This is a genomic window from Thiogranum sp. (assembly GCF_058323355.1).
In genome coordinates this window covers 1-22,294 of sequence record NZ_JBTTIO010000043.1, presented here as the reverse complement: position 1 = coordinate 22,294, position 22,294 = coordinate 1, and the positions used below count along the sequence as shown (strand labels likewise).

Below are 22,294 nucleotides of genomic sequence, written 5' to 3'. Positions count from 1 at the left end.
CCTCTACCGTGGCACTTGCCTGCACGGAGTCGACTGTCGCAACGATCATGGCCGGTCCGGGACTCTTTGCCGTCACCATGCCGCTCATATCCACCGTGGCGACCGTCTCGTCGGTACTGGACCAGGTCAGGCGGGAGAAATCCACAGCACTGGAGGCGATTGCGCTGAAGTTCGCCGTGCGCCCCGGTTCAATACACAACTGGACCGGCGTGACCATCAGTTCCAGGCCGTCATTATCTGCCTCCGTGGCTTTTACCAGCACGGCATCAATCCGGCCAGCGACGTCCGAGACATTAATGGTTGCCACGCCGTTGCTGTTATCGTCATCATCCTCGGCGGCATAAAGCACAACAGTTTGTTCGCGGTTCCAGTTGTCAGGGGTAAAGGTCAGGGTGCTGCCCGTGCCAATGCCAATGCTGATATCAGGGTCACCTCCCACGTGGGAGACGGTCACGATGACCGGCGCTTCCGGCACGCTGGACAGGCGCACCCCGAACCCGGCACTACCACCTTCGGGTACTGTCAAGGCGCCTGTACTTACGACGATTTGCTGGATATCGTTGTCGGCTTCCCGAGCGTTGAAGGTACGATCCCTGGTCAGGGGGGATTCACTGAACAGCGCAATGACTGTGGATCCATTGACCAGGTCGTCGTCTTCGGCAGCAGTGAGCTCAACGTTCTGGTACTCGGTCCAGTTGCTGCTGTCAAACGTGAGGGTGGTGGAAGCGCTCACGGTGATATCCGGGTCACCGCTTTCCGGGGTAATGATCAATATCACTTCCTTCCCCTCCGGCACCGGACCATTCAGTTTCACCCGGAAGGTGGCGCTGCTCCCTTCGGGAACGACCAGATCTTCCTGGTCGGTAACCACTTCCAGGGGCAATACTTCGACTGGAAGCTCCTCACTGATCGCGCAATCCACGGTTACCGATAATGTTGCGCTGCCCGGCTCATGCCCTATCACCTGGAAAAGGTCCAGGTCGGTTTGGATGCCTGACACCGAAGCCACGCTCGGGTCAGACGAGGGGATTCTGCGGATGGCATAAAAATCCAGCTCCCTGTCCAGGGCATCCAGCACGCTCATGGATACCATGGCACCGGCAGCGACCTCCAGCTCCAGTTGATCGGGGCGAAGCTCGATCCGGCCTATGCTGTTTTCGCTGATTTCATAGGATTCGGTTGGTTGACCATCGCAGTTCAGATACTGAACGGTCCCTTGAACGACGCTATTGAAGCAGCTCGTGGACCCGGACTCCCGAATGACGTCCAGGGACTGCTCTTCAACCCGGATTTCACAGCATCGGCAGGGGTTGTCAAAGCAGTCGGACTCTTCCCGCAGCTCGTCTATGCCGGCCACGATCAGTGCCCGATCATCGTCTGGAAGCTGATCCAGGTTGAAGATAACAACCTGGTTATTATCACAGTCGTACTTGACGTATTTGGTGGCCGGATAGGCAGATGCGGCCGCCGCTCGTTTCCGACCGGCAGCACGGGCGACCTTCGACGGTGTGTCGAAGCTGTATATACCGTGCTTGATATCAACCACCAGGAGGCTGGGCAGGGCGCTGGGAGACAAGGTTCCCGCGAGCGGCAACGTCAATGTCACGGGCTTTAAAAAAGAGACGCCCGGGCCCAGAGCCTGCACAGCAGCCAAAACATGTTTCCCCCCGTCTCCGTTTGCCTGCAGCACGGGTGCGATTTGGTTCTCGGGAACTGTCCTCAGGGCGATTTCAGTATTCTGTTCCACGGCGCCAGCCGGCACTGTGAGCACGATACCGTTGGCCCAGCGGTACTCGCCGCCCTGCGGCGTCACGGTGGCACGGTCTTCGAACAGATCCGTGGATATTGGGGCATCATCGGGCAGGCTGCTACCTGTGCCTCCGCCACCACCGCAGGCTGTGAGAGCCACAGCCAGGGCACCGTAGACGATAACTTTCATCGGTATACTCAAAATTCTGATCGGCATCATCTCCGTTACCCCTCTTTAACTGATCCATCTTCAACATGTATTCAGTCGCAGTACACGGGATTTCTTCATCCGTTTCTAATCGTAACCAACGAGAGGTTACAGATAGGTCTCATCAGCGTAAGGGGGTGAACGTATCGGAGCTATGATGTGTCGGGTAAGGAGAGGGTGTCCGGTATCCGGGTTCTGCACCCCGGGGGTGGAAATCGGACGCAATTGCGCAGTTGTTTGATCCAGGTCATTGAATGAGTCAACACCTCCGGAAGGCGTGATTTTCCGGTCTATGTTTTACAGCGTAGATAGAGTGACTTTTGACCGGTTCGCCTGATGCGGACCCACCGTGAATGATAAGGAGGCCTGCCATGGATATTTTTCGTTCACACACAGTAACTCTCCTGGTCCTTGCCCTCGCCGGCTGTGGTGGAGGCGGAGGGGGCAACGGTGACAGCGGTGGGGGTGGTACCGTGACAGCCAGCGGTCTGTTCATTGACGCCGAAGTCGAAGGCCTGGGCTATGATGCAGGCGGCGGCATTGCCGGCACCACCGACGAGAACGGTAGCTTCACCTATGCCGTTGGACAACCCGTCACTTTCCGCATCGGCGCCATCGAGCTGGGCAGCCCGGTCGGAGCAGCCGTCATCTCGCCGCAGGATTTCGGCGTCGCGAGTGAGAACATTGCGCGCTTCATCCAGACTCTGGACAACGACGGCAACCCCGCCAATGGTATCGACCTGACCACTGCGGCGACGGCGCTGGCCAGCACCTCGATACCGGCCGCTGCCTTCCAGGTGGACGCCACCACCTTCGAGACCAGCCAGAACATCCTTAATGCGCTCAGCACGGCAAAACCGGGCGCCACCCTGATTGACGTGGCCACGGCCAACGCCAACCTGGCCGCGGGTACAGATACCACCTTCGATGTCAGTGAACTGGCTGGCAAGGCCTTCGTGGTCGAGGTGCCCGGAGAGAACGAGATTGGTTACCTGGAGTTCGACCCGATCGCGGGTGGCGGTAGTGGATCAACGTCTTTCAGCGTGTACTTCTCCGATACCCTGACCGGAGGGGGTGGAGGCGAGGGCAGTGACGAGAACTGGTCGGTCGACAGCGCCGGCGTCCTTACGCTGGTCGACCCGGTCGACCAGTCCACCACGACTGCATGGCGGGCCGGTGGCAGCGCCCGCTCGATCGCATTCACTTTCACCGATCCCGGCACTTCGCAACCGGAACCCGGCGTGATGCGTCTGCCCCTGCCGCTGACGGCAACCGATCTGGCCGGCGTAAGCGGCGGCAGCGGCAAGACCTACGATGTGACGTCCTCGACGGAGACCACACGCATCACCTTCATGCCGGGGGGCAGCGTCGAGGGCGGCACCCTGGCGGGTGGCGCCATCGACCCCGGTACGGCCTTTACGGGGAGCTGGACCCTCGACCCGAACGGTGTGCTGGTGACGATCACCTTTACCGGCACCACGGAAGTCAACCTGTTCGTGTTCATGGAGGGTGATCTCGGTAGCAGCGGCAAGGTGCTGGTGGCCGACGCCAGCTCGTTGCCCGGCGGTGACCTGCTGTTCGACGACCTGGTGGTGCTTCCCTTCACCGCCGTACCCTGAGTCCCACCGGCAGTCAGGAACACCGGGGACAAGCCAGCAGTCCTGGAACACCCGTGATACAAGGTGTTCCAGGTAGCTGGCGCAGTCAATGCTGACAAAGACCACGAACACGCGCCACACCAACAGCACCCGGTTTGAATTCTTTTGGGTATTTCCTTCGTGTCGCCATTTTTACTGTCCCAGGTTAAGATGATTGCACTTGCCCGGGTTGTAGAAATCCATTGGACCAGCTCATGGTGATGAAAACGGGGGGTGAATGCACAGTGAAGGTGTACACGCCCGGCTATGCAGGCTCGTGCGGGCGTGTACTCCTGTCCATCCGCAGCGGTTTCTTTTCTTTCCTGGTGACGGTCGGTGTGTTCGATACGGCAGACGCCGGCGGACCAGTACACGGCGCGAAAGCGGCGGGCATGGGTACGGCTTTTGTTGCGGTGGCGGATGATGCGTCGGCCATTCTTCATAACCCCGGCGGGTTGACACAACTGGAAGGCCGCAACATTTATGCGGGCGTGACGCTGCTGGCGCCGTCGACGGAGTATGAGGCTCCTGGCGGCCTTTCGGAGCAGACGGAGTTCCAGGTGTTCTTTCCGCCGCACCTGTTCTGGGCCACGCGCCCGCGCGAGGATGGACCCGTCTACGCCCTGGGGCTCTATGCGCCCTTTGGTGTGGGTGGCCGGCGCTGGCCCGGCGATGGTGTGATGCGCTATCTCTCCGAGGAGAGTTTTATTGCCACCCTGTCGTTGAACCCCACCGTCGCCTGGGAACTGCGGCCGGGGGTTTCCCTGGCACTGGGACTCGACTACATGCGCGCATTTAATGGCAGCAAGCGGCGTGTGGATCAGTCGCTGCTCGGCACAGGTGATGCGCGGGCGGAACTGGAGGCAGATGGCGGTGGCTGGGGCTATAACCTGGGCGCGCTGATCCGGCTGGGGGACGCCTGGCGCCTGGGACTGGCGTACCGTAGTGCCATCGAGGTGGACCTGAAAGGCGACCTGACACTGGAGGGTATCGCACCCGCGCTCCAGCCGCTGTTTGCGGCCTCCCGCTATCGCACCCGTGTCACCAGCACGGCAACTTTTCCGGAAATCTACAGTGTCGGGATTGCCTATGCGCCGAGTGAGCGGCTGGTCGTCGACGTGGATGTCGAATGGGTGCAGTGGTCGAGTTTCGACCAGGCGCGGCTGGATCTGAAAGATGAGGTGCCCGGCGCCGGTCTGGTGGATGCGTTAACCCCCCTGGACTGGGAAACGTCGGAACAATTCAAGCTTGGTCTGGATTACCGGCTGAACAGCACTCTTTCGCTGCGTATGGGCTACGCCTATGTCGACAACCCGGTGCCCGGGCGCACCCTGTCGCCCGCCAACCCGGATGCGGACCAGCACAATGTCAGCGTCGGTTTCGGCTACCGCACAAATGGTTGGGTGGTCGATGCCTTCTATGATGCCGCCTTCTATGAACGGCGCAAGGTGGACAACGGGATACGCGATGGCCGTTACCGGAATGCCGTGCATTACCTGGGACTGAGCGTCGGCTATCGGCACTAATCATTGTCTCCCTCACTGCGTGCCGGGAACTGTGACCGATCTGAAACCCGGCGGGTGGTATTGATGAGCGCCATATCGGGCCGGCCGGGAAAACCGGCTGCAGACGGGAGACGGAGGTACCAATGCAAAGCTACATTGTGCGCATCTATCGCCGGGGCAGAAACACCTTGCTGGGCATGGTCGAGACCAGTGATGACAGGACCCGGCGCGCTTTTACCGATTACGACGAACTGTGGGAGATCCTGAATTCGTCGAAGGGCGAATACCTGAAGACCCGGGGCTACCGTCCGCGAAAACGACGGGATGGCGCGCTGCGTGGCAAGCGGCGCAAGGGGCGGCATGAGCCGGTCTGAAACTCCGGGTCTGCCGGCTGGCGGGCCAAAATACCTTTATAAAACCGTGGTTATTGGCTACACTTCGGGGTACCGGCGGATCGTTACCCTGACAAGCCCATGAACGCAGACAAACGGATCAGTGAACGGAACAAGCCCGGCGATACGCCGGCACGCCGTGATCTGAATCTGGCCAAGATCACACGTCCGGCAGCCCGGGGCATGATGGAACGGGCGCGTTTGTTCCGCCGGCTGGACGCGGGGCGCCGGCACCCGCTGGTGTGGGTCTCCGGTCCGGCGGGTTCGGGCAAGACGGCGCTGCTGAGCAGCTACCTTGAATGCCGCCAGCTTGCCGCCCTGTGGTATCAGGTGGACGAGGGCGACGGCGACCCGGCGACCTTTTTCCACTACCTGGGGCTGGCTGCGGACAAGGTTGCGCCGCGGCGGGGCAAGGCCTTGCCGCATCTGACGCCTGAGTATCTGCTGGGCGTGCCGGCGTTCGCCCGGGGCTTCTTCGAAACCCTGTGTGCCCGGCTCGCGGCGCCCTCCGTGATAGTACTGGACAACTTCCACACGCTTCCGCCAGCTTGCACCTTGCATGCGGCCTTGCTGGCGGGGTTCTCGGCTCTGCCGGACGGGATCAGTGTGATCGTGCTGAGCCGGGAAGCCATGCTGCCTGCGTTTGCGCGGCTGCGCGCCAATGGCGGCGTGGCCGAGGTGGGCTGGGAGGCACTGCGCTTTACTGAAGCCGAGTCGCGCCGGCTCTGGCGTTTGCACGCAGGCAAGACGTTGTTGCCGGACGACAGCGCAAAACTTTACCGCCAGACCGCGGGCTGGGCGGCTGCCACGGTGTTGTTGTCGCGGGGGGCAGCCGCTGCCGGCGTGTTGGCGCCGGAAGACGGTGAGGAACAGGTGTTCGACTATTTCGCTGGCGAGCTGTTCGATGCGGCCGCAGCGGACACGCGCGACTTTCTGCTGCGGACGGCGCTGTTGCCGTCCATGACGGCGGACATGGCGGTGGCCCTCAGTGGCAATGGCAAGGCGCGCCAGGTGTTACAAACCTTGTGCCGGCGTCACTTTTTTACCGAGCGGCACCGGGGCGCGAAAGTCGTCTACCAGTCTCACCCGCTGTTCCGCGCCTTCCTGCTGGCGCGCGGGGAGCAGGTTTTCGATGAGGCGGCCATCGCCCGCCTCAGGGCATGTGCCGCCCGTATACTGATGGAGGCGCAGCGTTTCGACGAGGCGGCCGGTCTGCTGATTGCAGCAAAGGATTGGCCGGCGCTGGCCCGGTTGGCCATCGAACAGGCTCCGTTGCTGGGGTCACAGGGCCGCTGCGGGGTACTGGAAGAGTGGTTCGAACAGCTGTCCGGCACGCTCGCCGATGACATGCCCTGGATTCACTACTGGAAGGGTGTATGCCGGCTTCCCCTCGATCCGCGCCAGGGCGGGCACTGTTTTACCAGGGCGCTGGACGCCTTTGCTGGTTCCGGCGAGGCGGCCGGAGCGTTTCTGGCGTGGGCCGGCGCGGTCGATGCCATTCTGTTCGGCTTCGAGGACTTCAGCCGGCTCGACCCCTGGATTGACCGGCTTGAGACATTGGTTGCTGAACTCGGGCCGGTTCCGGAGGGCGAGGTGGCGGTGCGGGTGGCGGCCAGCATGTACGCCGCCCTGGTCCATCGCCAGCCGGCCCACCCGGACTTTGGCGAATGGCAATCCCGCGCACTGGCACAATCGGAAGCCAACGCGCCGGCGCGCGCCCAGGCCTTGCTGCTGTATCTGTGTGACCGCATCAATGCCGGCGATCTCATTGCTATCGAACGCGCTTTCGATGATGTCCGCCGGATTCTGAAAACTGCCGGCCTGCCCCCGCTGGCGCGACTCAACGCAATCCTGTTGCAGGCCATGTATTTCAGTTTCATGGCGCGGCCGGATGAATGCCTGGCCGCGGTCCATGAAGGGCTCGCGCTGGCGCGCAAGAGCGGGGTGCACGTGATGGACTTCATGTTGCTGGGGCACGGCGCCATGAGTGCGCTGGGGAGCGAGGATGAGAAAACGGCCGATCAGTTGCTGGGTGAAATGCAGGCGCTGACGACGCACGCGCGCCCGTGGGATTTGTCCTTTTACACGTTTCTACAAGCCTGGCGCGCCTTCCTGAAACAGGATCTGGCCGAGGCGCGGCGCCACGTGGATAACGCCCTTGCGCTGACGATCCAGGTCGGCGCGCCGTTCAGTATCGCCAGTGTGCGTCTGCTGGATGCGCACCTGCATTTTGCCAGCGGTGACCCCGATGCGGCCGGCACGGTTGTGACCCGGTTGCTGGATGAACACGGCGCCGGCGAAAACCGTTTCTGGCGCTTCCTGGCGTTTCTGGCGCAGGCGGAGTTTTCCCTGCACAGGGATCGCAGGGTAGCCGCCGGCCACCTGCAAAAGGCGCTGTCTATCGGCCGTCGCGAGGGCTACTTTCATACCTTCCTGTTCTGGCGTCGGCAGGCGATGGCCGATCTCTGCGTGTTTGCGCTGGAGGAGGGGATCGAAGTGGAGTATGTACGCAGCCTGGTGCGCAAGCGCGGGCTGGTGCCCGAGGTTCCACCCCTGCACATCGAGGCCTGGCCCTGGCCCCTGAAACTGTACACGCTGGGCCGTTTCAGTCTGCTGCGGGACGATGCCCCGCTGCACTTCGCAGGCAAGGGAAAACACAAGCTGCTGGAGATGCTGAAACTGCTGGTGGCGCTGGGCGGCCGCGCCGTGCGACAAGGGCGCGTAGCGGATTTTCTGTGGCCGGATGCTGACGGCGACACGGCGTATTCCAACTTCAAGACCGCCCTGTCGCGGTTGCGCAAGTGGCTGGGCGATGAGCAAATGATCACCATCCGCGACGGACACATGAGCCTCGACGCGCGCCGTTGCTGGGTGGATACCTGGGCGTTCGAGCGTGCCATGGCGGAAGCCGAGGCGCATTCGGTGTCCGCGCACAATGTCTCCCGGGTGGAGACGGCGCTGGCGCTCTACCACGGTGCCTTCCTGGAGGATGATGACAGTGAATGGAGCCTGTCCACGCGTGAACGTCTCAGGCGCAGTTACCTGCAGGGTTTGCTGGAACTGGGCCTGTACCGGGAGGGGGCGGGGCAGTGGGAAAAAGCCGCGGAATGCTACCGCCGGGGATTGCGGGTCGAGGATCTGGCCGAAGAAATCTACCAGCGCCTGATGCACTGTTACGCAAAACTTGGCCTGCGCGCCGAGGCCATCATGACCTATGACCAATGCCGCAAGGCCTTGCAGTCTGCCTTTGGGGTAGAGCCGTCACCGCGCACGCGCAAGTTGTACCAGGGGATCAGGGAGGACGGTTGACCTCTTATCTACCGAGCAGGCCTTTCTTCAGGGCGTTGTCGGCCGGGTGCTTGCCGATCCAGACCTGCAGCAGGGCCTTGAAAAAGTCTTCACCTTCGATAACACCCAGTGACTTGCCGTTGATCTGTAATTCAGTGCCACGCCCCGGGATGTAGTCCATGTTGACGACATCACCTTCGCGTAGCGCCGGAAACAGTGAATTGAATTGCTTCAGGCGGGGCTCCAGCTGTGAAAATTCAGCTTTATCGAGATTGGCGCGGAAACCGTCCGTCCAGCCTTCGGTGATTTTTTCCGCCTCGACTTTCTTGTAGAGCATGTTCATCTGCATACGCTTCGCGCCGGGTGCGGCCAGAATGGCGGCCGGGTCCTGTGCCGGTTGTTCAAGACACAGAACACCAACATAAATCCTGAAGAAGTACTTGCTACGGATACCGGCGCCGTTGAGTTTCATTGGCCGGTCGGCCACATTGCAGCTGTTGTCCAGTTCAACGCCGGCAACTTTCATGCCCGCCTGGGCGAGCAGGGGCGTTGCGATCAGGCTAAGATAAAGCAGGGTGCGAAGGTATGTCAGCATGGGCGTATTCCTTGAGGATTCAGGTGACAGTTTTATCCTAGCACGTCGGCTAAGCCGGCGAGGTTGAAGGGGATGATGTCCGCTACTTTGCAACCGAGCGCACCTGCAGTGTAAATATTTCTGCGACGGGCGGGAACAGCGAGCTGGTAAATCTGTCAGAAGATTAACGTTTGCCTATACGTTACAGCCATGCCATTCCATTCCACGACATGAGTGGGTGCTTAAAGTTAAACGTCAATGTGACGATAAGGCGTCGACGGAACAACAGGTATCACGGGAGGATACGATGGAACACCGATGCAGTGTTCGCAAGCCGATCGAGTTTCAGCTAATGCTCTACAAGCACGGTCTGCCCGTGCAGCGCGCCGTGAGCCGTAACCTGGGACTTGGTGGCATGTTGGTCAATACCGGCACCACAACGTGGCGGAAGAACGAATATCTCGAGGTCGAATTCATTTGTGCTGACGGAAGCCAGGGTATGCGTGTGCCGGTGGTGGTGGTTCACCAGTCCGGGTGCGCTGCAGGCCTGATGTTCGATGGTATTGGCAGGGAGCAGCGGCAGCTGTTGCGCAGCTGGCTGTTTCCCCGCAATCATGCCGAAAAACCGGCTAGCGCACTGGCGGTCGCCTGATCAGTATTTGTGTCAGGCTTCCCGTCGTGGATGCTTGATGATTTCACCACGCTGCAATGGCAGGCCGTTGCCGCATTTCCGGTCAGAAAAATAGCGTTTCAGGGTTTCCCTGACGACAGGGAAGGCCAACTTGTCCCACGGGACGTCGTGTTCGTCAAATAGCCGGCATTCAAGGCTTTCCATACCGGGTTCATATTCTCCGTTAACCACGATGCCGTGGTAGAGCATGTACACCTGGCTGATGTGCGGGATACTGAAAAGGGCATACAGGTCAGTAATCTCAACGATTGCGCCGGCTTCCTCGAGGGTTTCCCGCATGGCGGCCTGCTCGGTGGTCTCACCATTCTCCATAAAGCCCGCTGGCAGTGTCCACAGGCCGTAACGTGGTTCGATGGCACGCTTGCATAACAGGATGCGCCCCTCCCATTCGGGGATACAGCCAGCGACAATGTTCGGGTTCTGGTAATGAATGGTGTGGCAGTTGTCACACACAAAGCGTTCGCGGTTATCGCCTTGCGGAACACGAAGTACAACCAACTCGCCACAGTTACTGCAAAATTTCACAATGTCTCCTGTTGGCTGCGGAGGGTATTCAGTGTTTCAGCGGCCCGCATCAGCCCAAGTAATGTTTTGCCATCATCGATTTCGTTCCTGTCACACATGTCCAGCGTTTCCTCGAAGGATCTCCAGTGGACTTCAATGACTTCATGCGGATGCGGCTCATCGGACACAGCGTGCAGTCCCGTTGCAAGATACAGATAGATCCGCTCATCGCAAAACCCCGGCGTGGAAAGAAAGCTGCCCAGTGCCTGCCAGTGATCTGCCTTTAGCCCGGCTTCTTCCTGTAATTCCCGTTTCGCCGTGTGTTCAGGTGTTTCCGGGGTATCGATTTTGCCGGCGGGTAATTCCCACAGCCAGCCCCCCGCTGCGTGGCGATACTGGCGTAACAGACAGACGCGCTGTTGTTCGTCGATTGCGACCACCGCTGCGCCCCCGGGATGGCGTACCACTTCCAGTTCCATAGTGTCGCCGGTGGGCAGGGTGACGGTTTCAATGCCAAGTTTCACGACGTTGCCGTCATAAATGATTTTTCGTTTATTCATGTCTGTTTATTCGCGTTATCGTCCGTAAACGGCCAGTGTCTGGCCGGCACCTTCCGGCATGTGCCGGTCCAGATACAGCGCGCGCAGTGGCATTTTACAGGCCGGTGAAAACCCGGGTCCCCAGGCGATGGTATCGAATTCCTGCCCGCCCAGCAGGCAGTGCGCCGTCGTCAGGTACAGCCGGTCGAGGGCATTGCCACGAACCAGCGCGTGCAATACAGACGGCCCGGCGATGGCGTAAATACGCCGGTAACCCAGTGTGCCGAGTGTGTTTTTCAGTTGTGCTGCATCGACGTGCCGGGCATCACCGGAGTGGATGACCTGTGCATGACTTTCCCGGCTGATGGTTTCGATCCGTTTTGGGTCGGCATCGCCACCGGTGATGATATAGATCCTGCGGTCAGCATAGGGCTGGAAGGCCTCAACAGGAATATTGAGGCTGGCGCTGAAAATTGCGATATCCGGTTGTGCTGACAGGCCCTGTTTTATCCGCCATTCGCGTAAATCGTCAAATTCGGATGACAGCCCGACGGGCAATTCAGCCTGTGCCTCCTGTTCAACAGCCTGGCGAAAATAACGTGCGCTGCTGATCAGCAAGTCGGACTGGGCAGCGAGTTCCTGAAACAGGCGCCAGTCGCGGGGATTGGCAATGGCCGTTGGAACCTGGTTGCTGCGGCGGTCGGTGGCGGGTAAGGCAATACGGCCATCGAGGCTGGTGATGTAGTTGGTATAAATGAATGGCTGGTTTGTCTCTGCGGGGATCTCCTTGAGATAGAGGCCGCGCAGCGCATGGCTTTTCCCGCTGTTCGGGTACAGTTCAAGAATGTCATCTTCCATAGGGGGGATCGTAACCTGTTATGTCGCCCATAAAAAAGGGCTACCGTCGGGTAGCCCTTTTTACGTAACGACTGTCTGCCCGGTCAGGTCGGTTCAGGCAACCTGTTCCGCGCCATTCTTCTGCTGGAAATCAGAAATAGCCGCCTTGATGGCGTCTTCTGCCAGCACAGAACAGTGTACCTTCACCGGCGGCAGTGCCAGCTCTTCGGCAATTTCACTGTTCTTGATCTGGCTGGCTTCTTCCAGTGTTTTACCCTTGACCCATTCGGTCAGCAGAGAGCTGGAAGCAATGGCCGATCCACAGCCATAGGTTTTGAACTTTGCATCCTCGATGACGCCGCTCTCACTTACCTTGATCTGCAGTTTCATCACATCGCCACAGGCCGGGGCGCCTACCATACCGGTGCCCACGCTGGTGTCGTCCTTTTCAAAAGAACCCACGTTGCGGGGGTTTTCGTAGTGATCCAGAACCTTGTCACTGTATGCCATTACCGTTTCTCCAAATCTGTTTCGTTCAATCGATTGGAACAGTGCCTATGCAGCGGTCTGCTGGAACCCTGATCCGAAACCAACATTGCCCTGTTCGCTGTCTTTCGTGTCTTCTTTCTGGCTGACGACTTCCGCCAGTGTCAGACCATTGAGATAGTCGTAGATGCGTGCGCTGAGCTGGTTCCACATAATAACGCTCTGTGGCCATTCCTCACCGGGGATGCGTTCGCGGCGTGCCGGCATGGCATCGTCGACTGCGCTGAGAATTTCAGCGATGGTAATTTCGCTGGCCGGCCGGCGCAGGCAATAGCCGCCACCGGGACCGCGCATACCGGTTACCAGACCGTGGTTGCGCAGGCGGGCAAACAGCTGTTCCAGATAGGACACGGAAATAGACTGTTCGACCGAAATATCAGCCAGTGTTACCGGGCCCTGACTATCGCGTAATGCCAGTTCCATCATTGCCGTGATGGCATGACGACCTTTCGTAGATAATTTCATGATTCGCCTCATCTGTTCTACAGGCGCCGCACGACTGTGCGCGTCTCCGTTTTATGAACCTGAGGCATATGATAATAATACTTGAGTCTTTTAGTCAAGAATAAAAAACGGAGGGTCAAACACCCGCCGTGTGACCGATGGCCGCACGGGAAAGGGTAACCTTGTTACTGTGCGGGTATTAGACCGTGAAAGGGTGCCTGCCGTCAAGCCGCGAGGCGATGTGCCAGATCTTCAAGTTCCTCTTTATTATCAAAGAGTTTTGATGCCGCATCGAGAACGTCCTGTTCATCCAGTTCCAGCATTTGCAAGGAGAACGCCGGGATGCCTTCGGCATCGGTCTCGCCCAGTCCGTGCATGGCGAGAGCGCGATTGGCAACCAGCACCAACTGGGGATAGACCGCATGGGTGTCCCAGTAATCGGCGTTGTGGTGGTGGCGAACCGCGGTGCTCAACTCGGCAGGCAGGCCCCAGGCTTCCATCAGCCAGGCGCCGATCTGGTCGTGTGTCACACCCAGTACGTTGCGCTCCAGTTCACAGGTCGGCATCTCGGGATTGGCCTGGGAAAAGCGGTTAAGGATGAAGAATTCCGGCTGGAAGGTGTGGCCCAGTACCAGTCGCCCAAGGTTTTGCAGCAATCCGGCGAGGTAGGCGGTGCCGCGTGGCGGGCGCATTTTTCCTGGCAATTTCTGGCCGAGTGTTTCCACCAGGCGTGCGGCGAACACGGAATGGCGCCAGAAGGCCTGCATGCCAAATGGACCATCCTGGGGAACCCGGAGTGATTTGCCAATCGAGAATCCCAGTGCCAGATTCAGCACATATTCAAAACCCAGTACGCGAGCGATCGCGGTTTGCAGGTTTTTGATACTACCGGCGTAGCCATACATTGATGAGTTGGCATAGCGCAGTACCTGAGCGGAAAGGCCCGGGTCCTGTTCGATAATTTCGGCCAGTTGCCGGGCATTGGCGCGTGGGTCGGCGGCGAGCCGGAGGATTTGTGCGGCGGTAGTAGGCAGGGCCGGCAATTCGTGGAATTCCTCGATATCGCGTTTTACGCGTGCGGGGGTAAATTGTTCAACTACGTGGGTCAGTCGCTGCTGATCAGCGTGCAGGTCCGAGGCCGGGCGGGAAAATTGCCCAACCAGGGCATCGCCGAGCAGATTGCGGTAGTTTTCGTGTGACATCTGCACCAGTGAGGTGTGTATGCCCGGCTCAAAGGTAACCACCGGCATGGCATCAACAGCCTGATCGATAATCACATCAAGGTCATAGGCCGGCGCCAGTGGCGGGTAGGAACCGGGCTCGCAGTCCTCGAAAACAGCACTGAGCTGGTGACCGGGAACCAGTTCCAGGTCACGGTGCAGCAGGGCGCACAGGGCTTCGAAGTCCAGAATGTGATCGGCGGGCAGTACGGCCATCAGCAGGCCCTGGCCATCGACCAGCACAACGGCGCGAACCAGTTGGTCCAGCGAGATTTCACAGGCTTCCGCAGCCTGGGCCAGCGTATGGGTTTTGCGATGCAGCAGCACCTGGTAGCCGTGCTGATCACGATCGAGCAGTGCGCGGACATTGACCGGTATTCCCATCCTGGTACTCCCTGATTTCCATGAATCTGATCAAGCAAAAGCAAGAACTGCACCAGTATTGAAAACCTGATAGAATTCAGTATCCTGAAAATTACGGTGCTGGATGGCACTGGCGCGGGTGACAAAGGATCGACGTTTTACTCGGGTCAGGGCGGTTAGTTTGCTAATATTGGCACCAGAAACAAGACACTAAGGAAGGTCTGATTCATTCGTCATCCCGGCGCAGGCCGGGATCCAGGGTGTTGAATGTTCTGGATTCCGGCCTGCGCCGGAATGACGATTTCGAATTGATCAGGGCTTCCCTGAATAATAACTGGAGCTGATATGCCCTCAGATTACAATGCCGGCACCGAACGGCGAGGCCGTTCCCGCGAAAAGCTGGCTACACTCGTCAAAACCCGTACCGAGACACTGTCTCTCTACACCGAACTTGCCAATCAGCAACCGTTCGAAGGGGATGAGGCCACGCGGGAGGCGTTACAGGACTTTTGCCAGGCACTGATTGATTATGCCGCCAGCGCCCATTTCCAGTTATACCGTTATATTTCCGACAAACTCGAGCGCCGTACGCCGGTCATTGAAGTCGCCGGCAGTATCTATCCGCGCATTGCCCAGACAACCGACATGATCCTTCGCTTCAATGACAGGTATGAGGGGGTCGACCTGATGCGTTGTGATGGTGAGGTGCTGGAGCGGCTGGCCGCCGACCTGTCGGCGCTGGGTGAAACGCTGGCCGAACGTATCCAGCTGGAAGACCAGGTCATCCGCGCGATGACCGGGCAGGTTCACTAAATATCCCTGGTTTGTAAGTACCCGGCGGCCAGGATGACGCCGTATCCCGCTCCCCGTTTATCAATATAAGTAAATTATTAATAATTAATGTTTATGCTAGAATCCCGCGCCATTACTTCCAAAGAAGAGGCGGGATATCATGGATCAGGGTACAACCCTTACACAATTTATCATCGAAGAGCAGCGCCGTATTCCGGGTGCAACCGGTGATTTCACTTCACTGCTGAACGATGTGCTGACGGCCTGCAAGAAGATTTCCTGTGCAGTAAACCGTGGCGGTCTGATTGGTATCCTCGGTTCTGCTGAAACCGAAAACGTGCAGGGCGAAACCCAGAAGAAGCTCGATATCATCAGTAACGATGTGATGATCGAATCACTCGACTGGACCGGTCACCTGGCAGGCATGGCCTCCGAGGAAATGGACGATCCCCTGCAGATTCCGGATATGTACCCGAAGGGCAAGTACCTCATTCTGTTCGATCCGCTCGATGGTTCTTCCAATATTGATGTCAACCTGTCGGTCGGGACGATCTTTTCCGTGCTGCGCTGCCCGGACGGCGTGGAAAACCCTTCGGTCGAGGATTTTCTGCAGCCCGGCACTGAACAGGTGTGTGCGGGTTATGCTCTGTACGGCCCGTCCACCATGCTGGTGCTGACCACCGGTCATGGCGTCAACGGTTTCACGCTGGACCGCAGTATTGGTGAGTTCATTCTCAGTCACCCGGATATGACAGTGCCGGAACAGACCCACGAGTTCGCGATCAATATGTCCAACCAGCGCTTCTGGGATGAACCGATCAAGCGTTATGTGGATGAGTGCCTGGCCGGTGAACACGGTGCGCACGACAAGAACTACAACATGCGCTGGGTGGCGTCCATGGTCGCCGAAGTGCACCGTATCCTGACGCGTGGCGGTATCTTCATGTACCCGGCGGACAGCCGCAAGGGCGCAGAGAACGGCAAGCTGCGCCTGATGTATGAAGCGAATCCCATGAGCTTTATTATCGAGCAGGCCGGCGGGGCCAGTCACACCGGTTACCAGCGCATCATGGAAGTGAAGCCGGAAGGTCTGCACCAGCGTGTGCCGGTGATTCTTGGCTCAAAGGAAGAAGTCGAAGTGGTGGTCGGTTACCACCGCGATGGTAATGACGGAGGCCGTGCAGTCGCCTGATCCAGCGCACTGACGTACCCCAAAAAGCCGGGCAGCGTGTATCCTCTATATTTCAATGGGGTCAGACTCCATTGAAATGTGACTTCCTTGAATTATTCACGGGACATGCCAATGACGCGTAAACCAGGCATTAACATCGGCGATATCGCGGGTCTGCTCAATATCATGGCGCGCCTGCGCGACCCGCAGGGCGGTTGCCCGTGGGATCTTGAGCAGGATTTTTCCAGCATTGCGCCCTACACGCTGGAGGAAGCCTGGGAAGTGGCGGACGCCATTGAGCGCGGGCATCGTGATGACATCCGCGATGAACTCGGCGATTTGCTGTTCCAGGTGGTATTCCATGCGCAAATGGCCAAAGAGAAAGGCTGGTTTGAATTTGCCGATGTGGTGGATTCCATCAACAGCAAAATGCTGCGCCGCCACCCGCATGTGTTTGGCGATGAGACGGTCGCTGATGCCGGGGCGCAGACCGAGGCATGGGAGAAGCACAAGGCACAGGAGCGCGCCGAGCGTGGTGAGGCAACAGACCAAAGTGCACTGGCCGATTTAACGGTGGCCCTGCCGGCGCTGGTGCGCGCGCAGAAAATTCAGCGCCGCGCAGCACGTGTCGGTTTTGACTGGGACGATATCGACGACGTGCTGGCAAAACTCGAAGAAGAGGTCGCCGAATTGCGCGAGGCCATTGCCGGGCAGGAAAGTCCGCAGCGTCAGCGTGAGGAACTGGGTGACATCCTGTTCAGTTGCGTGAATCTCGCCCGTTTTATGGATGCGGATGCCGAACAGGTGTTGCGTAATGCAAGCAGTAAATTTGAGCAGCGCTTTCGCGGCGTAGAACGACTGGCCAGGATGGCCGGGTGCAAGCTTGACGATTGTTCACTCGATGAACTGGAAACATTCTGGCAACAGTCCAAGCGCCAGTTGAAAGAAGGAAGCCCGCAAGACAGTTGACGGGCATTGCGCCCTGATATTGGGCGTTGCCGGTTTTTCTGCGGACTGCAAAATGATGCGCTATGGTGTCTTATCTGATTGAAATTCGTGCGTTATCCCGCCTTTTTTAAAGACACATTGAAAATGCTTTGAAAATCATTAAGGTATTCCGCTTCGCTATAACCGTATAGCGCACGATAACAGAGCAGTCAGGAGTCGATAATGGAAGATTACCAAGCGGGCAGCGATGTGCTGTTCATTTTACTGGGCGCAATTATGGTGCTGGCGATGCATTCCGGCTTTGCCTTTCTGGAAGTCGGTACGGTGCGCAGCAAGAACCAGGTCAATGCGCTGGTGAAAATCATCGCTGATTTCGCGATATCGACCATTGCCTATTTCTTCATTGGTTACAGCGTTGCCTATGGCGTGGATTTCTTCTCCGGCGCCAACGTGCTGGCCGAGAAGCATGGCTACGAACTGGTGAAGTTTTTCTTCCTGCTGACGTTCGCGGCCGCCATTCCCGCCATTATCTCCGGCGGCATCGCAGAGCGTGCGCGCTTCAACCCACAGCTGCTCGGTACCTTTATACTGGTTGCGGCGGTCTATCCCTTCTTTGAGGGTATCGTGTGGAACGGTAACTATGGCGTTCAGGCGTGGATTGAAGCCAGCTTCGGTGCGGCATTCCACGATTTTGCCGGGTCAGTGGTGGTTCACGCCATGGGTGGATGGATAGCCCTGGCAGCAGTGTTGTTGCTGGGCGCGCGGCACGGACGCTATGACAAACAGGGCAAGATCAACGCCCACCCGCCATCCAGTATTCCCTTCCTTGCGCTGGGGGCGTGGATTTTGTCCGTTGGCTGGTTCGGGTTTAACGTGATGTCGGCTCAGACCATCGATGCCGTCAGCGGACTGGTGGCGGCCAACTCACTCATGGCGATGGTGGGTGGCATTCTGGCGGCCCTGTTCGTCGGCAAGAATGACCCGGGTTTTGTGCACAATGGGCCGCTCGCCGGCCTGGTCGCCGTGTGCGCCGGTTCTGACGTCATGCACCCGCTCGGTGCGCTGGCTACCGGGCTGGTGGCGGGTGCCATGTTTGTCTGGTTATTCACCTTGACCCAGAATCGCTGGAAGATTGACGATGTGCTGGGTGTCTGGCCATTACATGGCCTGTGTGGGGCGTGGGGTGGTATTGCCTGCGGTATTTTTGGCAGTACGGCGCTGGGCGGGCTGGGCGGTGTCAGCCTGTTGGCGCAGCTCATTGGTACAGCGATGGGTGTCGGAGTCGCCCTGCTTGGCGGTTTTATCGTCTATGGCACCATCAAGGCGGTGACAGGCCTGCGACTCGATGAGGAACAGGAATACCAGGGCGCCGATCTCAGTATTCACCATATCTCCGCGACACCCGAGTACGATCGCTAGCCCCACCCCCTTGCAGCCCCGGTTCGCCCCTGTGGCGGCCGGGGCTGTTTTTTGCCTGGCGAAACAATCATTGACTGACGCCAGCCCCTGCCTTAAAGTCCCGCGCCGTTCATCAGGTGCTTTTCGCGTGGTCTGCGCGAGAGTGAAACGGGAAGCCGGTGCGCTGTTTTCAGCAAGGCCGGCACTGCCCCCGCAACGGTAAGTGAGTACAGACAGGTTCAGACGCCACTGCGCAGGATGCGCGGGAAGGCAACCTGTCGGCAATCGCCGCTCACGAGTCCGGAGACCGGCCTGATCGAGACAACCTGCCGCGTGGGGCGTGCAAGGTGTCGGTGTGTCTGGCTGCTACAGCCATGTCTCCGGTTCCGGATTGATCCCGCGTGTTCAACTCATGCCCGTTGCACGGGTGGTGCAACATCAATTCGGAGAACGTTATGTGCTGCGTTGATCAATCTGTTTTTACTCCCTTGTCCCGTGTCGCGTCTGTGTTGATACTGTTGGCCCTTTTGCCGTTTTCACGGGCCTTTGCTGATGATACCGTCAGCAGTGATACCGTGGTGGTCACTGCAACCCGGACGGCGCAGACAGCCGATGAGTCGCTGGCTTCCGTGCAGGTGATCCGTCGTGATGAAATCGAGCGTGCGCAGGCCAATGATGTGGCCGAGTTGCTGCGCTTTCTGGCCGGCGTCGATATCGGCCGTAATGGCGGCCCGGGACAGCAGACATCGGTGTTTATTCGTGGCGCTGAAAGTAACCACACGCTGTTGTTGATTGATGGCGTGAAGGTCAATGACGCAACGGTTGGCGGTGCGGCCTGGCAGAATATCGACCCGACACAGATCGAGCGTATTGAGGTCGTGCGCGGGCCGCGTTCCAGCCTGTACGGTTCCGAAGCGATCGGTGGTGTGATCCAGATTTTTACCCGTAAACCGACGGCGGGTGTCAGTCAGAGCGGCAGCTTTGGCCTGGGTACCAATAATACCGTGCGCGGCAGTGCGCGCGTGGCGGGGACGAACGGCCGGTTTCGCGCTAATGCCGGGTTGTCGTTTCAGGGTACCGATGGCTACCAGACGCTGATCAGCGCGACGGGTGACCGTGGTTATACCAACATGACACTGGATTTTGATTTCGGCGCCGATCTCGGTGCTGTGGATGTGGCATTCAGCACCTGGGCAACAAAAGGCAAAACCGAGTATTACGATTTCTTTGTCACACCGATCGACCAGGACTACAGCAACCGTATAACAGCCGTGACCTTGTCCGCCAACCCGGCAGACAGCTGGAGCAGTACGCTCAAACTGAGTTATACCGCAGACCGTATCGAGCAAAACCAGTCCAGCGACCTGGCAGCGACAGCGCGCTGGGCCGCTGACTGGCAGAACGATGTGCAGATTGGTGAGGGACAGTTACTGACGGTGGGCGCTTACCTTGCCAACGAGAATGTCGATTCGGCAAGTTTTGGCACGATTGTGAAAGAAGATAAAAACATCAAGGCAGTATTCGGCCAGGATCAAATTACATTTGGTGATGCCAGCCTGTTACTGGCGGCGCGCTACACCGATGATGAGATCTTTGGCGATGAAACGACCTGGAATGCCACGCTGGGTTACCGGTTTACCGGCAGTACCAGTGCGTTTGCAAGTGCCGGTACCGGCTACAAGGCGCCAAGTTTCTTCGACCTGTTCGGTTTCGGCGGGAATACACGCCTTGACCCTGAAAAGTCGACCAATTACGAAATTGGTATCAAGCACAGGTTCAATGTTGACCAGCAGCTGTCGGTGACCGCGTTTCAGAATGAAATCGACGACCTGATCAATTTTGTCGATCCTGATGGCTTCCTTGGCCCCATTCCCGGTCAGAACGTCAATATCGATGAAGCGCGTATTCGCGGTGTGGAAATGGAATATCGCTATGCGTTCGGTAACTGGTCGGGGAATGTGTCTGCGACGTACCAGGATCCGGAAGACCGTAATACCGGCGAGCAACTGGCGCGGCGTGCCAAAAAGAGCCTTGCTGCCACGCTGGATTACCGTGCCGGCCCCTGGCAGTTTGGAGGCCGTTTCCTGACGACGGGCGAGCGCGAGGATTCCGCGTTCAGCACTACCGTGCTGGGTGGTTACAGCGTGCTGGACCTGAATGTCAGCAAGGCGATTAACAGGCACCTGACCGTGCGCGGGCGTCTGGAGAATGCCTTTGACAAGGACTACGAGACAGCCGGTGGCTTCAAGACGCAGGGCAGGGCGGTGTTCCTGAATGTGGTGTTCTCCGGTGAGGGCGTCTGACCCCAGGAGCTGGATTTCCTGAAAAAGTACGTCAGTGGAAAATTGGCCTGCGAATTCTTTACATATTGCATAAAAGTAAAGATCGCGCTATTCTTTGTTTGTTACCCAACAATAGAGGGGCGACCGCATGCCGAAAGTCAGTTCAAAAAGACAAATTACGCTACCTGTTGAGCAATGCCAGCAAGCTGGTATCGGGCCGGGTGATGATGTCCGGATATTTGTCGCCGATGGCCATATCACCATCGTGAAAAAGACGCCTGGTGCAGCCAGGGGCATGCTCAGACACATCAAGGGGGATGCCTCGGTTACCGAGGAGGAATCGCTCCAGAGCGCTCTGGGCTAGAATGGCATGATTGCCATCGACAGCAACGTGTTGCTGCGGTATCTGTTGTGGGACGACAAGCCGCAGGCGGCAAAGGCCGACAGGTTGATTAACGGCACCGAGCTCGTGCTGGTTACCGATGTCGTACTGGTTGAAACCCTGTGGACGCTCAAAGGGAGGAAGTACCAGCTGGACAAGACTGCATTGGTGGGTGTACTCGACTCACTATTTGAGGAACCCAACATTCACTTCGAGGATGACCAGACTGTGTGGCAAGCCTTGAACGACTATTGTCAGGCGAAGTCGGTGAAGGTCGGCAATAAAAAGAAAGCAGCTGATTTTGCCGATGCGCTGATCGTCAGCAAGGCGCGGTTCCATGCGACCGAAAAAGGCAACACACTGAATGGCGTGTATACGTTTGACCGCGCTGCACAAACAATCCCCGGAACGGCAGCACCATAAAGAAAGGGATGCCTGCGATGGTTTGCGTCGACAGAATGAATAAACACTGAAATGCACGGGCCGCTACGATGGCACTGTTTTAGTGATGCAGAGGCTGTTGCCGGGCAGGTATTTACACGTATCATCCATGCCTCGCAGCGGGCGATAGACAGGCGTGACCGGTTCAGTATTGTGCTCGCCGGAGGCACTACACCGGAACGCGTTTACCAACGACTAAAAGACTGCGACACCGACTGGTCGTGCTGGCATGTCTGGTTCGGGGACGAGCGTTGTCTGCCAGTGGATCATCCGCAACGCAATAGCGTGATGGCGCAGCGCAGCTGGCTGGATCATGTACCGATCCCGGCCGAACAGATTTATCCCATACCCGCCGAGCTGGGTCCGCAACAGGCTGCAGAAGC

General features: G+C 58.4%; 21 protein-coding genes and 1 riboswitch. Of the genes, 13 read left to right on the top strand and 8 right to left on the bottom strand.

Annotated features, from left to right (window positions below; genetic code table 11):
• The coding region (locus ACW81B_RS06375; RefSeq protein WP_491579380.1) for an Ig-like domain-containing protein at positions 1–1,939 on the bottom strand (1,939 nt) is incomplete at its 3' end.
• 389 nt (positions 1,940–2,328) lie between these two features.
• Here ACW81B_RS06375 and ACW81B_RS06370 point away from each other — a divergent pair.
• From ACW81B_RS06370 to ACW81B_RS06355, 4 genes are all read left to right on the top strand, one after another.
• Positions 2,329–3,576, top strand: coding sequence for a hypothetical protein (locus tag ACW81B_RS06370; RefSeq protein ID WP_491579379.1), 1,248 nt, complete (start codon positions 2,329–2,331; stop codon positions 3,574–3,576).
• 233 nt (positions 3,577–3,809) lie between these two features.
• Positions 3,810–5,120 carry an OmpP1/FadL family transporter gene (locus tag ACW81B_RS06365; RefSeq protein WP_491579378.1) on the top strand — a complete coding sequence of 437 codons (1,311 nt, stop codon included), beginning with the start codon at positions 3,810–3,812 and terminating at the stop codon, positions 5,118–5,120.
• Between the two features lie 122 nt (positions 5,121–5,242).
• The gene (locus tag ACW81B_RS06360; protein WP_491579377.1) at positions 5,243–5,473 is read left to right on the top strand and encodes a hypothetical protein; all 231 of its coding nucleotides are present in this window, start codon (positions 5,243–5,245) and stop codon (positions 5,471–5,473) included.
• A gap of 99 nt (positions 5,474–5,572) precedes the next feature.
• Entirely contained in the window at positions 5,573–8,800 is a 3,228-nt protein-coding gene (locus ACW81B_RS06355) for an AfsR/SARP family transcriptional regulator (RefSeq protein WP_491579376.1), read from the top strand.
• 4 nt (positions 8,801–8,804) lie between these two features.
• Here ACW81B_RS06355 and ACW81B_RS06350 read toward each other — a convergent pair whose 3' ends face one another.
• Positions 8,805–9,374 carry a chalcone isomerase family protein gene (locus tag ACW81B_RS06350; RefSeq protein WP_491579375.1) on the bottom strand — a complete coding sequence of 190 codons (570 nt, stop codon included), beginning with the start codon at positions 9,372–9,374 and terminating at the stop codon, positions 8,805–8,807.
• Positions 9,375–9,660: 286 nt separating this feature from the next.
• Between ACW81B_RS06350 and ACW81B_RS06345 the strand changes: the two genes are divergently transcribed.
• Entirely contained in the window at positions 9,661–10,005 is a 345-nt protein-coding gene (locus ACW81B_RS06345) for a PilZ domain-containing protein (protein ID WP_491579374.1), read from the top strand.
• Between the two features lie 12 nt (positions 10,006–10,017).
• On the opposite strand, the gene ACW81B_RS06340 is transcribed toward ACW81B_RS06345, so the two are convergent.
• The 6 genes from ACW81B_RS06340 to ACW81B_RS06315 all read right to left on the bottom strand — a co-directional run bounded on the left by ACW81B_RS06340 (position 10,018) and on the right by ACW81B_RS06315 (position 14,518).
• On the bottom strand, positions 10,018–10,569 hold the full coding sequence (locus ACW81B_RS06340; RefSeq protein WP_491579373.1) for an NUDIX hydrolase: 552 nt from the start codon (positions 10,567–10,569) through the stop codon (positions 10,018–10,020).
• Complete coding sequence (locus ACW81B_RS06335; protein WP_491579372.1) at positions 10,566–11,108, bottom strand: NUDIX hydrolase; 543 nt, start codon at positions 11,106–11,108, stop codon at positions 10,566–10,568. Before ACW81B_RS06335 ends, ACW81B_RS06340 begins: the two co-directional genes overlap by 4 nt.
• A 15-nt stretch (positions 11,109–11,123) precedes the next feature.
• Complete coding sequence (locus tag ACW81B_RS06330) at positions 11,124–11,945, bottom strand: RibD family protein (protein ID WP_491579371.1); 822 nt, start codon at positions 11,943–11,945, stop codon at positions 11,124–11,126.
• 93 nt (positions 11,946–12,038) lie between these two features.
• Positions 12,039–12,434, bottom strand: a complete 396-nt coding sequence (gene iscU / locus ACW81B_RS06325) for a Fe-S cluster assembly scaffold IscU (protein WP_491579370.1) — start codon at positions 12,432–12,434, stop codon at positions 12,039–12,041.
• A 45-nt stretch (positions 12,435–12,479) separates the two neighbouring features.
• Entirely contained in the window at positions 12,480–12,935 is a 456-nt protein-coding gene (locus ACW81B_RS06320) for an Rrf2 family transcriptional regulator (RefSeq protein ID WP_491579369.1), read from the bottom strand.
• 203 nt (positions 12,936–13,138) lie between these two features.
• Positions 13,139–14,518, bottom strand: coding sequence for an HDOD domain-containing protein (locus ACW81B_RS06315; protein ID WP_491579368.1), 1,380 nt, complete (start codon positions 14,516–14,518; stop codon positions 13,139–13,141).
• Positions 14,519–14,842: 324 nt separating this feature from the next.
• Here ACW81B_RS06315 and ACW81B_RS06310 point away from each other — a divergent pair, with 324 nt between their 5' ends.
• The 8 genes from ACW81B_RS06310 to ACW81B_RS06275 all read left to right on the top strand — a co-directional run.
• Complete coding sequence (locus tag ACW81B_RS06310) at positions 14,843–15,310, top strand: Rsd/AlgQ family anti-sigma factor (RefSeq protein ID WP_491579367.1); 468 nt, start codon at positions 14,843–14,845, stop codon at positions 15,308–15,310.
• Between the two features lie 139 nt (positions 15,311–15,449).
• Positions 15,450–16,481 carry a class 1 fructose-bisphosphatase gene (locus ACW81B_RS06305; RefSeq protein WP_491579366.1) on the top strand — a complete coding sequence of 344 codons (1,032 nt, stop codon included), beginning with the start codon at positions 15,450–15,452 and terminating at the stop codon, positions 16,479–16,481.
• A 111-nt stretch (positions 16,482–16,592) separates the two neighbouring features.
• Positions 16,593–17,429, top strand: a complete 837-nt coding sequence (gene mazG, locus ACW81B_RS06300; protein WP_491579365.1) for a nucleoside triphosphate pyrophosphohydrolase — start codon at positions 16,593–16,595, stop codon at positions 17,427–17,429.
• A 201-nt stretch (positions 17,430–17,630) separates the two neighbouring features.
• Entirely contained in the window at positions 17,631–18,827 is a 1,197-nt protein-coding gene (locus ACW81B_RS06295) for an ammonium transporter (RefSeq protein WP_491579364.1), read from the top strand.
• A gap of 97 nt (positions 18,828–18,924) precedes the next feature.
• A riboswitch (cobalamin riboswitch) is annotated at positions 18,925–19,136 on the top strand.
• Between the two features lie 176 nt (positions 19,137–19,312).
• Complete coding sequence (locus tag ACW81B_RS06290) at positions 19,313–21,109, top strand: TonB-dependent receptor domain-containing protein (protein WP_491579363.1); 1,797 nt, start codon at positions 19,313–19,315, stop codon at positions 21,107–21,109.
• Between the two features lie 127 nt (positions 21,110–21,236).
• Positions 21,237–21,452, top strand: coding sequence for an AbrB/MazE/SpoVT family DNA-binding domain-containing protein (locus tag ACW81B_RS06285; protein ID WP_491579362.1), 216 nt, complete (start codon positions 21,237–21,239; stop codon positions 21,450–21,452).
• Between the two features lie 6 nt (positions 21,453–21,458).
• Positions 21,459–21,893 (top strand): type II toxin-antitoxin system VapC family toxin, encoded by a 435-nt coding sequence (locus ACW81B_RS06280; protein ID WP_491579361.1) that lies wholly within the window; start codon positions 21,459–21,461, stop codon positions 21,891–21,893.
• Between the two features lie 51 nt (positions 21,894–21,944).
• On the top strand, positions 21,945–22,294 hold a 350-nt coding region (locus ACW81B_RS06275), incomplete at its 3' end, for a 6-phosphogluconolactonase (RefSeq protein ID WP_491579360.1).